Source organism: Streptococcus sp. 27098_8_66 (genome assembly GCF_041431945.1).
In the GTDB taxonomy this organism is placed as follows: Bacteria; Bacillota; Bacilli; order Lactobacillales; family Streptococcaceae; genus Streptococcus; species Streptococcus dentalis.
This window is the reverse complement of record NZ_JAPVYS010000003.1, coordinates 47,059-59,640: the sequence shown is the minus strand read 5'-3', so window position 1 is coordinate 59,640 and position 12,582 is coordinate 47,059. Positions and strand designations below refer to the sequence as shown.

At 44.8% G+C, this 12,582-nt stretch carries 13 protein-coding genes and 1 tRNA gene; all 14 read left to right on the top strand.

Translation table 11 applies throughout. The annotated features are described in order from the left end of the window. Positions 1–145 precede the first annotated feature (145 nt). Positions 146–715, top strand: coding sequence for a GNAT family N-acetyltransferase (locus O3642_RS03570; protein ID WP_371605414.1), 570 nt, complete (start codon positions 146–148; stop codon positions 713–715). Positions 716–765: 50 nt separating this feature from the next. Further along, a tRNA-Thr gene (locus O3642_RS03565) sits at positions 766–838 on the top strand. A 393-nt stretch (positions 839–1,231) separates the two neighbouring features. After that, positions 1,232–2,956, top strand: coding sequence for a tetracycline efflux ABC transporter Tet(46) subunit A (gene tetA(46), locus O3642_RS03560; RefSeq protein WP_371605413.1), 1,725 nt, complete (start codon positions 1,232–1,234; stop codon positions 2,954–2,956). A 1-nt stretch (position 2,957) separates the two neighbouring features. Continuing rightward, positions 2,958–4,694 carry a tetracycline efflux ABC transporter Tet(46) subunit B gene (gene tetB(46) / locus O3642_RS03555; protein WP_371605412.1) on the top strand — a complete coding sequence of 579 codons (1,737 nt, stop codon included), beginning with the start codon at positions 2,958–2,960 and terminating at the stop codon, positions 4,692–4,694. A gap of 96 nt (positions 4,695–4,790) precedes the next feature. Beyond that, a complete protein-coding gene (ybeY, locus tag O3642_RS03550; RefSeq protein ID WP_371605411.1) occupies positions 4,791–5,288 on the top strand; it encodes an rRNA maturation RNase YbeY in 498 nt (165 codons plus the stop codon). Then, a complete protein-coding gene (locus O3642_RS03545) occupies positions 5,269–5,667 on the top strand; it encodes a diacylglycerol kinase family protein (protein WP_003008202.1) in 399 nt (132 codons plus the stop codon). The genes ybeY and O3642_RS03545 overlap by 20 nt, the downstream gene beginning before the upstream one ends. A 29-nt stretch (positions 5,668–5,696) precedes the next feature. Beyond that, positions 5,697–6,596 carry a GTPase Era gene (era, locus tag O3642_RS03540; protein ID WP_003004993.1) on the top strand — a complete coding sequence of 300 codons (900 nt, stop codon included), beginning with the start codon at positions 5,697–5,699 and terminating at the stop codon, positions 6,594–6,596. Between the two features lie 46 nt (positions 6,597–6,642). Further along, positions 6,643–7,467 carry a DNA-formamidopyrimidine glycosylase gene (gene mutM, locus O3642_RS03535; RefSeq protein WP_270299363.1) on the top strand — a complete coding sequence of 275 codons (825 nt, stop codon included), beginning with the start codon at positions 6,643–6,645 and terminating at the stop codon, positions 7,465–7,467. After that, entirely contained in the window at positions 7,468–8,064 is a 597-nt protein-coding gene (gene coaE / locus O3642_RS03530; protein ID WP_155126769.1) for a dephospho-CoA kinase, read from the top strand. Between the two features lie 16 nt (positions 8,065–8,080). Further along, positions 8,081–9,280, top strand: a complete 1,200-nt coding sequence (locus tag O3642_RS03525; RefSeq protein ID WP_303660010.1) for a multidrug efflux MFS transporter — start codon at positions 8,081–8,083, stop codon at positions 9,278–9,280. Further along, positions 9,270–9,419: a 50S ribosomal protein L33 gene (gene rpmG, locus O3642_RS03520; protein ID WP_003013480.1), complete on the top strand. Its 150-nt coding sequence runs from the start codon at positions 9,270–9,272 to the stop codon at positions 9,417–9,419. Before O3642_RS03525 ends, rpmG begins: the two co-directional genes overlap by 11 nt. A gap of 41 nt (positions 9,420–9,460) precedes the next feature. Continuing rightward, complete coding sequence (gene secG / locus O3642_RS03515; RefSeq protein WP_003005710.1) at positions 9,461–9,694, top strand: preprotein translocase subunit SecG; 234 nt, start codon at positions 9,461–9,463, stop codon at positions 9,692–9,694. Positions 9,695–9,790: 96 nt separating this feature from the next. After that, positions 9,791–12,151 (top strand): ribonuclease R, encoded by a 2,361-nt coding sequence (rnr, locus tag O3642_RS03510; RefSeq protein ID WP_371605410.1) that lies wholly within the window; start codon positions 9,791–9,793, stop codon positions 12,149–12,151. Further along, entirely contained in the window at positions 12,114–12,581 is a 468-nt protein-coding gene (smpB, locus tag O3642_RS03505; protein ID WP_003005443.1) for an SsrA-binding protein SmpB, read from the top strand. Before rnr ends, smpB begins: the two co-directional genes overlap by 38 nt. Position 12,582 lies beyond the last annotated feature (1 nt).

Here is a 12,582-nt window from a genome sequence, read left to right as displayed (position 1 = left end):
TCTTGACTCAATGACCTTTTCACTCCTTATCTGATTGTTTTGATTGATTTTATTGTATAGAAAAGTGGGTTAAAAAGCAAGAAAAATTTGAGCTTGCCTTCCTTTATTTTATTTGCTAAACTAATCCCTAAAGAAGGAGTGTCAAATGGAAAATTTATATGTGAAGTTAGCGGCTTATCGTGAAGTGGAGACAGAGCGTTTGCACTTGCGTCCGGTCACTCTTGAAGATGCACCGGCTATGTTTGAGTATGCTTCTGATGAGACAGTTACACGCTATACGTTTCCAACCAATCAAAGTCTAGAAGAGACGCGTAATAATATTGCCCTCTTTTACCTAGCGAGCCCACTTGGAAAATGGGGGATCGAGCTCAAAGAAAATGGAAAATTTATCGGGACGATTGATTTACTGGATTTGGATCTTTGTCTGAAGAAGGGGAGTATCGGCTATGTTCTGAATAAAGACTATTGGAACCAAGGTCTTGCGACAGAGGCTACCAAGGCAGTCATTGCCTTGGCTTTTGAACAGTTAGGGATGAACAAGCTCATTGCTGTTCATGATCAGGACAACCCAGCTTCTGGACGGGTGATGGCCAAATCAGGGATGAAATATTCTCACGAGGAGCCCTACGCGATGCTAGACCTGCATGAAGAAGGGAGAATGGTGACAAGAGTCCACTATGTCCTCACTAAGGAAGAATATTTGTCAGAAAAATGAGTCAGGATATTGACAAAAGGCCTATCTCCATGATATAGTAGATAGGTACTGCTGGTTTAGCTCAGTCGGTAGAGCGCATCCATGGTAAGGATGAGGTCGCCGGTTCAATCCCGGCAACTAGCATAGAAGAAGAGGGAAGCTTAGAGAGGATCTAGGCTTCTTTTTTTGCGAGTCCATCTTAAAAATTTTGCTTTTTTCAACAATTTTCAAAAAAGCGTTGACAAGCACAAAAATACGTGGTAAAGTTAGAACAACAAAGAGAAAGGAGAAAACCATCATGAACAAAGTAGCATTCTTGATGACACAATTGAATACACAACTTCTCCAATCTCAGTTGAGTTCGATGTAAACCATAAATGGAACCCAAGATGGAGGAGTCTGTCTTGGGTTTTTTGTATGCATTTTTACCTGCCTTAACTGAATTGGTGAGAGGCATCAGAAGGCCCAAGTGTGGACTGAGCACGTACTCAGCTCCTTGCTTGGGTTTTTTCTGTGCCATTTTGAAAAGGAGAATATATGATCAGAGCTATTTGGGAGTATATCAGGGAGCGCAAGTGGCGATATGTGAAGATCGCTATGGTCCTGATTCTTTATGATTACACCTTATTGATCCCGACGCAAGTCATCCAGCGCTTAGTGGATCATTTGAGTCAGCGGACGCTGACTCAATCCAACTTTGTATGGGATATGGCCCTCTTGGTAGGGTCAGCCATCCTTAATTATTTGACGGCTTTTTATTGGCAGTTGCGCCTCTTTCAGTCGTCAGTCCATTTCAAGGCGACCCTTCAGGGACAAGCTTTTCGTAAACTAGTAGCTATGCGGCGCCCGTTTTTTGAAAAATTTCGCTCAGGAGATCTCTTGACGCGGTTTACGACAGATGTGGATGGGATGGCCGATATGGCTGGTTACGGGATGATGGTGCTCCTGTTTGGCGGTGGCTTGTTTGCCTTTATTATTCCGACCATGTTTTTCATTTCTTGGCAATTAACCTTGATTTCCTTTATTCTTATGATCTTCCTCGTCGTCTCTACCTATTTTTTGAGTAGAAAGCAGGAGGAGTATGTTGAGCAAAACCGGGAAGCGGTCGCTCAGTTGAACGATGAAGTCTTGGAGTCCATCGAAGGAATTCGGGTCATGCGGGCCTATAGTAGACGGGACCAGCAGGTCAAACAGTTTCAGAAGAAAACAGCCAGTCTATCCAAAACAGGGGATAAAATTGCCTCTATCCAGTATTCTTTTGGACCTTTAGCCCTGTTGTTTATTGGATTCTCGACGGTCTTGCTCCTACTATTTGGAGGCCAGTCCCTGGCAAGCGGGCAGTTGAGCCTTGGCAAGTTATTGGCTTTACAGCTGTATTTGGTCTTTTTAATTGAGCCTATGTGGATGATGGCGGACTTGATCTTGGTCTACCAGACAGGGCAAATGTCCTATAAAAAATTAAAAGAAGTGATTGATGAAACGGATGATCTGGAGCCAGATGGTTCTCATTACCTAGAGCAGATTGATTTGGTGCAGTTTAAGGACTATTCTTTCAGCTATCCTGGTGCTGAGCGAAAGAGCCTATCAGGCATTGATTGGACTATTCAGAAAGGACAGACGGTTGGGATTGTTGGTCGTACCGGTGCAGGAAAGACTACCCTGGTTCGACAATTCTTGCGGCAGTACCCAGTTGGTGAGGGAGAATTCTTGGTCAACCAGCAACCGATCGTGGACTACAATCGACACTCCATCGAAGAAAAAATTGGCTATGTTTCCCAAGAACATATTTTATTTTCCAAGTCTATCCGTGAGAATATAGCGCTTGGTAAAAAAGGAGCCAGCCAAGAGGACTTGGTGGAAGCAGTAGCCCAAGCTGCTTTTGTGGATGATCTTGAGCGGATGTCTCAGGGAATGGACACCCTGATCGGTGAGAAAGGGGTCTCTGTATCAGGAGGTCAAAAACAACGGATCTCTTTGGCGCGTGCCTTCTTAAGAGATGCTGAGCTCTTGCTGTTAGATGATTCCCTTTCGGCGGTGGATGCGAAGACTGAACAGGCTATTATTGACACGATTCAAAAAGAACGAAAAGACAAGACGACCATCATTGTTTCCCATCGCTTGTCTGCTGTTCATCAGGCGGATTGGATCATTGTCTTGGATCAAGGGCGTATTGTAGAAGAAGGCAGGGCTAGTGATTTATTAGCTCAAGAGGGCTGGTATTATGAACAATACCAACGGCAACAAAAACAGGAAGGAGAATAAGATGAAAGTTTTGAAACGATTATTATCGAGGATCACGCTTTATCCAACTGTCTTTCTTGCTGGCTTTATTTGCCTCTTGCTAGCTACCATTTTTTCTGAATTGTCACCCTTTCTTCTCCAAAAGATGATCGATGGGCCTTTGACTGCACTGACCCACGGTGGCGGGCGAGGGGACTTGCTTCAGATGGGAGGCTTTTATCTCTTGGTCTTGAGCCTGGGGCAGCTGATTAGCTACATGGGCAATCGGATCTTGCTACATGGAAGTAATCAAGTAACCGCTAGTCTGAGAGACAAAGCCTTTCAAGTCATGCAAGGGCTGCCTATTTCTTATTTTGATGATAAGCCGGCTGGGAAGATCGCGACAAGAATTGTCAATGATACGGAGACCTTGCGGACCCAGTTTTATAACTCTTGTATGATTTTAGTCATCTACTTGGTGCGTTTCCTCTTTATCCTAGGGATTCTCTTTTACCTGAGTCCTATGATGGGCCTTCTCTTGTGTTTGGTCTTTCCGATTTTCTATGGGATCCAGTATCTCTACAAGGTCATGACGGACCAGCCTATGAAGGATTTCTTTGATGCGCGAAGCGAGGTCAATACCCAGGTCAATGAACTCTTGCACGGTGCCAGTATGATTCAACTCTATCATCAAGAGCCTGGTGTGGTGGATGAGTTTGAAGCCACTACCCAGAAGATGTTAGGAGCTAATGATCGAATCCTCCTGGCTGATTCTATCGCTTCTTGGACCTTGACGGAATTGCTCAAGTTTTTAGTGATTGCGGGCATTTTGACCATCGCTGGGATTTCTTTCCTACAAGGCAATATCGGTGTGACTGCTGGTTTCTTATTTATCAATATTAACTATGTGATTAATCTATTTGATCTCATGGCCAATCTTAGTCGTCAATTCCCAAATATTCGGCGATCCTTAGAAACGGGGAGCCGCGTCCTTGCTTTCTTAGACCAACCGTTAGAGGCCGATGGTGCATCGGAACTGAAGATAGAAAAAGCTCAAGTCGTGTTTGACGACGTTCAATTTGCCTATGAAGAAGGCAAGCCAGTTCTGCGGGATATTGCCTTTCAGGCTAGTCCAGGTCAAACCATCGCTCTTGTGGGCCATACTGGATCGGGTAAGTCTTCGATTATGAACCTGCTCTATCGTTTTTATGATCCTCAAGAAGGAGCGATTTTGATCGATGGTCAAGATATTCGCCAAGTTTCTCGTGAGAGCCTGCGAAGACACATGGGGATTGTTCTGCAGGATCCTTATCTATTTACAGGGACTATTGCTAGTAATGTGGCCATGAGTCAGGATCACATTGATCGGAATGCGGTCAAAGATGCCTTGAAAAAAGTCGGAGCTTGGCCCTTTGTAGAGCGCCTTGAAAAGGGGATAGACCATCCAGTCGTAGAAAAAGGATCTGCCTTTTCAAGTGGTGAGCGCCAATTGATTTCCTTTGCGCGGACGCTCTATATGAATCCGCAAATTCTGATTTTGGATGAGGCAACCTCTCACATCGATACGGAAACAGAAGAAATCATCCAGAAGGCTATGGCAGTCCTGCAAAAGGGCCGGACCACCTTTATCATTGCCCATCGCTTGTCCACTATCCAAGATGCGGATCAGATCTTAGTCTTATCTGAAGGACGCATTGTGGAGCGTGGTAGACACGAGGAACTGGTTGCACAAGGCGGGATCTATGCCCAGATGAATGCCATCCAACAAACAGTGGTGTAAGATTGTCGTGTAAAGAAAAAGATTGAAAACCAGCCTGTATCTAGTATATAGGCTGGTTTTATGCTATAATGAAGTGATAATAGTGAGGTGATCCAGATGTATATTGAAATGGTAGATGAGACTGGTCAAGTCTCTGACGAAATTTTAAAACAAACGCAAGAAATTTTAGAATTTGCTGCTCAAAAAATTGGGGAAGAAGACAAGGAAATGGCTGTGACTTTTGTAACCAATGAACGCAGTCATGAACTAAATCTTGAATACCGTGATACGAATCGTCCGACGGATGTCATCAGTTTAGAATACAAGCCAGAGATGGAGATTTCTTTTGATGAGGAAGACCTTGCAGAAAATCCAGAATTGGCAGAGATGATGGCTGAATTCGATACCTATATTGGTGAGCTCTTTATTTCAATTGACAAGGCGCGCGAGCAAGCCGAAGAATATGGCCACAGCTTTGAGCGCGAAATGGGATTTTTAGCAGTGCATGGTTTTCTTCACATCAATGGCTATGATCACTATACGCCGGAGGAAGAAAAGGAAATGTTTGGCTTACAGGAAGAGATTTTGACAGCCTATGGACTCACAAGACAATAAGCGAAAATGGAAAAATCGGGACTTCACTTCAAGCCTGGAGTTTGCGATAACAGGAATTTTCACGGCGATCAAAGAAGAACGCAATATGCGCAAGCACGCCTTATCAGCCCTTGTAGCAATTCTTGCTGGTTTGGTATTTAGGATTTCTGCGACAGAATGGCTCTTTTTATTGCTCAGCATCACCTTGGTGATTGCTTTTGAAATTATGAATTCAGCCATTGAAAATGTGGTGGATTTAGCTAGTAACTACCATTTCTCCATGTTGGCAAAGAATGCCAAAGACATGGCAGCTGGAGCAGTCCTCGTCGTATCAGGCTTTGCCCTACTAACAGGACTGGTGATTTTTGTGCCCAAATTCTGGGCCTTGGTATTTGGATAAGAGGGAGTATGCCCTCGTGAAAGGATAATATGACATTTAAATCAGGTTTTGTAGCCATTTTAGGACGTCCCAATGTTGGGAAGTCAACTTTTTTGAACCACGTTATGGGGCAAAAAATTGCCATCATGAGTGACAAAGCGCAGACAACGCGCAATAAGATTATGGGGATTTATACGACAGATAAGGAACAGATCGTCTTTATCGATACCCCAGGGATTCACAAACCCAAGACAGCGCTTGGAGACTTCATGGTGGAGTCGGCCTATAGCACCCTTCGAGAAGTGGATACGGTTCTCTTTATGGTGCCAGCAGATGAACCGCGTGGTAAGGGCGATGACATGATTATCGAACGCCTCAAGGCTGCTAAGGTGCCGGTTATTCTTGTGGTCAATAAGATCGACAAGGTGCACCCAGACCAACTCTTGGCGCAAATCGATGATTTCCGTAGTCAGATGGATTTCAAGGAAATCGTGCCGATTTCAGCCCTCCAAGGAAACAATGTTTCGCGTTTGATTGATATTTTGAGCGAAAACTTAGAAGAAGGTTTCCAATATTTCCCTGCTGACCAAATCACTGACCACCCAGAGCGTTTCTTGGTTTCTGAAATGATCCGCGAGAAGGTCTTGCACTTAACGCGGGAAGAAATTCCCCACTCTGTTGCAGTAGTTGTGGATTCTATGAAGCGGGATGAAGAGACAGATAAGGTCCATATCCGAGCAACCATCATGGTCGAGCGCGATAGCCAAAAAGGTATTGTCATCGGAAAAGGCGGCGCCATGCTCAAGAAGATCGGAACCCTTGCGCGTAAGGATATTGAGCTCATGCTAGGGGACAAGGTCTTCCTAGAAACATGGGTCAAGGTCAAGAAAAATTGGCGGGATAAGAAATTGGATCTTGCCGATTTCGGATACAACGAAAAAGAATATTAAGAAGAGGTGGGCAGAAGGCCTGCTTCTTGTTTTTGAAAGGAGTTCTATGCCTGAATTACCAGAAGTAGAGACCGTTCGACGAGGTCTTGAGAAATTAATTCTTGGGAAAACCATCCAGTCAGTGGAAGTAAAGTATCCAAAGATGATTCAGACAGATCTGGATGCTTTTCGACAAGATCTCCCAGGTCAAGAAATTCGGACCATGGGGCGCCGTGGGAAATATCTCTTGTTTTATCTGACGGATCTGGTTCTCATCTCGCATTTGCGGATGGAAGGTAAGTATTTCTTTTATCCAGACGAAGTCCCTCTTCGCAAGCACGCCCATGTCTTCTTTCATTTTACAGATGGTAGCACCCTGGTCTATGAGGATGTCCGCAAGTTTGGGACCATGGAAGTCTTAGTACCTGTGCTTGTCGACAGCTATTTTTTGGCGAAAAAGATTGGTCCAGAGCCGACAGAAGTGGATTTTAAAGAACCGGCCTTCCAAGCAGCTCTTAAAAAATCAAAGAAACCCATTAAATCAGCTCTTTTAGACCAAAAATTAGTGGCTGGTCTGGGCAATATCTATGTGGATGAGGTCCTTTATCGAGCCAAGGTTCATCCAGCTCGTTTGGGTCAAAGCTTGACTGCTAGAGAAGCTAAAGCAATCCGCAAAGAAACGATTGCTGTGCTTGCTCAAGCTGTTAAAAAGGGTGGCTCCACCATTCGCTCCTACAGCAATGCTTTTGGTGAGGATGGCACCATGCAGGAAGAACACCAGGTCTATGGGAAAACCGGCCAGCCTTGTTTGCGCTGCGGGACACCGATCGAGAAAATCCAGCTGGGGGGACGCGGAACCCATTTTTGCCCCCACTGTCAAAAGGAGAACTAGATGGCAAGAATCATCGGATTAACAGGAGGGATTGCTTCAGGAAAGTCCACTGTCACCTCCTATTTGAGAGAAAAAGGGTATCCTGTCATTGATGCTGATCAAGTGGTCCATGACTTGCAGGCGCCAGGTGGAGAACTCTACCGTGTCTTAGTGGATCATTTTGGGAGAGAGATCCTTACCAAAGAAGGAGAGCTGGATCGCGTCGCTTTGGGTCAGCGGATCTTTTCAGACCCTAGTGAACGAGACTGGTCCAATCGCATCCAAGGCAGGCTCATTCGTGAGGCTCTAGCTAAGGTAAGAGATAGACAAGCTGCACAATCCGATCTCTTTTTTATGGATATTCCTCTCTTAATCGAGCAAGGCTATGAAGGGTGGTTTGAATCTGTCTGGTTGGTAGCTGCATCAAAAGAAATCCAGCTCAAGCGCCTGATGGAACGCAACCACTTATCGGAACAGCAGGCCCAGGAACGCATCGCATCTCAAATGCCACTAGATGAAAAAAGAGCCCATGCAGATCTGGTTCTAGACAATAATGACGATCTTGCTGCCCTCTATGCCCAATTAGATGCAGCCCTACAACAATTAGAAAGAAGATGATTTTATCACAAGAGAAATCAATTGGCGTAAAAATCTATATATTGCCTGGATCGGGTGCTTTTTCATCGGAGCCAGCCTTTCTTTAGTCGTCCCTTTTATGGCCCTCTTTGTGGAAGAGTTGGGTGTTACGGGCAAGGCTGTTCCCTTTTATGCTGGCATTGCCGTCGCAAGTTCTTCTGTAACCTCTGCGATCATGTCCCCCATCTGGGGGAGCTTGGCCGACCGCTATGGTCGAAAACCCATGATGCTTAGAGCTTCCATTGCCATGACGCTGACCATGGGAGGCATTGCCTTTGTCCCTTCCGTCTTTTGGCTCTTGGTCCTACGCTTGCTCAATGGGGTCTTTTCAGGCTTTGTCCCCAATAGTACAGCCCTGATTGCCAGTCAAGTTCCCAAGGACCAATCTGGCTATGCTCTAGGGACTTTATCGACTGGTGTCGTGGCTGGAACCTTGATGGGGCCTTTGATTGGGGGACTCATTGCTGAAAATCTAGGCATGCGCAATGTTTTTCTCTTGGTCGGCTTCTTCTTATTTTTGGTTTCCCTCTTAACCTTCTGGGGCATTGAGGAAGACTATGAGCCCCTTCCAAAAGAAGAACAAAAATCCAGTTGGGAGTTGCTCAAATCTATTCAGCAAAAAGATATCCTCTTAGGCCTCTTTTTGACCAGCATGACCATTCAAATGATCGCTCAATCTATTTCTCCGATCCTGCCTCTTTATGTGCGGGCTTTGGGACAAAGAGATAACCTGATCTTTGTATCGGGGATGATTGTTTCAGCTATGGGAGTCTCCAGTATGCTTTTTTCAGGTTGGATGGGAAAACTCGGAGACCGAATCGGGAATCACCGGCTCTTATTAATCGCCCTTCTTTATAGTGGCTGTCTCTATATCCTTTGTGCCCAAGCGCAAACACCCCTGCAATTAGGGATTTTACGCTTCCTCTTTGGGATCGGGACAGGAGCCCTACTACCTGGAGTTTCTGCATTATTGAATCGTTTAACCCCTCCTGAAGGGATTTCTCGGATCTTTAGCTACAACCAGCTCTTTTATTACTTAGGTGGCGTGTTAGGGCCAATGATGGGATCGAGTATTTTCATGCATTTTGGCTATCATTGGGTATTTTACGGTACAGCCCTTTTGGCTTTTACCGATTTGATGTTCCTCTTGTTCTTATTTAGAAAGTATTTGAAAGTGAGAGACGTACGTGCGAATTAAAGTTCAATTGACTTGCACCAGCTGTGGGAGTCAGAATTATTTGACCAGTAAGAATACCAAAACCCATCCTGAAAAGATCCAGGTCTTGAAGTATTGTCCCAAGGAAAGAAAAGTAATCTTACATATTGAATCAAAATGATTTTCATGATATAATAGTTTAGATTTTAAGGAGTTTTAATTATGAGCGGAGCATTAACAACTATTTTACTAGTATTATCAGTATTGATTATTATTGCAATCTTTATGCAACCAACGAAAAACCAATCGAGCAACGTCTTTGACGCAAGCTCAAATGACTTATTTGAACGATCAAAAGCGCGCGGGTTTGAAGCCGTGATGCAACGCTTAACAGCTGTTATGATCTTCTTTTGGTTATTGATTGCGATGATTTTAATGGTACTTTCTAGTAGATAAGATAGGCTCAGACAATGTCTTTGCCTATTTTTATTTTGCAAAACGATATCCCAACCAGATAGAAAAAAGGAGGCTGGATAACCAGCAAATACATTCATGAAAACAAGTATTAAAGAATATTTACAAGAGCATGACAAAGTCCAGATCAATGATCTGGCAGCGGCTCTAGGAAAAGAAGGGTCTAAGGATTTCCGTGACTTGGTCAAAACCATCTCTCTGATGGAACGCCGTCATGAGTTGAAATTCGAAGATGATGGCTTTCTTCGTTTGGCTCAAAAGAAGGCCCCAGCCATTACTCTCAAGGGGATTTTTCATGCCCATAAAAATGGCTTTGGCTTTGTCAGTTTAGAGGGCGAAGAAGAGGACCTCTTTGTTGGCCGAAATGATGTCAACCACGCTATCGATGGCGACACCGTTGAGATCGTCATTACCAAGGTAGCAGACCGAAACAAGGGAACGGCAGCAGAAGCTAAGATTATTGATGTCTTGGAACATAGCATCAAAACGGTAGTTGGACAAATTGTCCTGGATGAGGAAAAACCTAAATATGCCGGCTACATTCGTTCGAAAAATCAAAAAATCAGCCAGCTGATCTATGTGAAGAAGCCAGCCATCCAATTGGAAGGGACCGAAATCCTCAAGGTCGAAATTGATCAATACCCGAGCCGCAAGCACAATTATTTTGTAGCGACGGTACGGGATGTGGTCGGTCATGTGACAGATCCAGGAATCGATGTCTTGGAAGTGTTAGAATCCATGGACATCGTCTCAGAATTTCCAGAAGAAGTGCTGAAAGAGGCTGCGCAGGTTCCAGATGCACCGTCTGCTATGGATTTAGAGGGACGCTTGGATCTGCGAGATGAGATCACCTTTACCATTGATGGGGCAGATGCCAAAGACTTGGACGATGCGGTCCATATCAAGCTACTCAAGAACGGCAACTTTGAGCTGGGTGTTCATATCGCAGATGTTTCTTATTATGTTACAGAAGGTTCAGCACTTGACAAGGAAGCTCTGAATCGGGCAACCTCTGTCTATGTGACTGACCGAGTAGTGCCCATGTTGCCAGAGCGTCTCTCCAATGGGATTTGTTCTTTAAATCCGAATGTGGATCGCCTGACCCAGTCTGCCATCATGGAGATTGATCCTCATGGCAAGGTTGTCAAGCATACCATTACCCAAACAGTGATCAAGACAACCTTCCGAATGACCTATAGCGACGTCAATGATATCTTAGCAGGAGACGAAGAAAAGGCTCAAATCTTTAAGAAAATTGTCCCAAGTATTCATCAAATGGCCACCTTGCACGGCATTTTAGAGAGTATGCGGATTCGCCGCGGAGCCCTTAATTTTGATACCAATGAGGCTAAAATTATGGTCAATAAAGAAGGAAAACCGGTCGATATCGTCCTTCGTCAAAGAGGAATTGCCGAGCGGATGATTGAGTCCTTTATGCTGATTGCTAATGAGACAGTGGCGGAGCACTTTACACGACTGAAACTGCCGTTCATCTACCGGATCCACGAAGATCCAAAAGCAGAAAAAGTACAGAAGTTTATCGATTATGCTTCTAGCTTTGGGATCCAAATCTACGGAACGGCTAGTGAGATGAGCCAAGAAGCCCTGCAAGAAATTATGCGCAAGGTTGAAGGAGAACCTTATGCAGATGTCCTTTCGATGATGTTGTTGCGCTCGATGCAACAGGCCCGTTACTCAGAGCACAACCATGGCCACTATGGGCTTGCTGCTGAGTATTATACCCACTTTACCAGTCCCATTCGTCGGTATCCGGACCTGATGGTTCATCGAATGGTGCGCGAATATGGAAAATCCCAAGAAGTAGCAGAGCACTTTGAACAAGTCCTTCCAGACATTGCCAGCCAATCCTCTAGTCGGGAACGCCGAGCTATTGATGCGGAGCGCGAAGTAGAAGCCATGAAGAAGGCTGAATACATGGAAGACTATGTTGGGGAAGAGTACGATGCCGTGGTTTCCAGTGTGGTGAAATTTGGCCTCTTTGTAGAGTTGCCAAATACGGTCGAAGGCTTGATCCATATTACCAATCTCCCTGAATTCTACCATTTTAATGAACGAGATCTCAGCCTTAGGGGAGAAAAATCCGGAGTGACCTTCCGTGTCGGTCAGCAAATCCGGATCAAGGTAGAACGAGCTGACAAGATGACAGGAGAGATTGATTTCTCTTATATTCCAAGTGAATGGGATGTCGTCGAAAAAGGGCTCAAGGCCAAAGGGCGTGACAGAGATGGCAATCGTAGGGATCGCAGACGCAAGGAGAAAAAGATTTCGAAGGGCTCATCTAGTAGAAAAGATGACAAACGGAAAGATTCTTCATCAAAATCTAAAAAGAAAAAAGGGAAGAAACCATTTTACAAGGAAGTAGCAAAGAAAGGAGCCAAACATGGCAAAGGGCGAAGGAAAGGTAGTCGCGCAAAATAAAAAGGCGAGACATGACTACACCATCGTGGATACAATAGAAGCAGGGATGGTGCTGACGGGGACAGAGATCAAAAGTGTCCGTGCAGCACGCATTAACTTGAAAGATGGCTTTGCACAAGTAAAAAATGGCGAAGTTTGGCTTAGCAATGTCCACATTGCCCCTTACGAGGAAGGCAATATTTGGAACCAAGATCCAGACCGTCGTCGCAAGCTCCTGCTTCATAAAAAGCAAATCCAAAAACTGGACCAAGACACCAAAGGGACCGGAATGACCTTGGTGCCTTTGAAGGTATATCTCAAGGATGGCTATGCCAAATTGCTTTTGGGGCTCGCTAAAGGGAAACATGATTATGACAAGCGTGAATCCATCAAGCGTCGGGAACAAAACCGGGACATCGCACGGGTCATGAAACAATACAATACACGTTAAA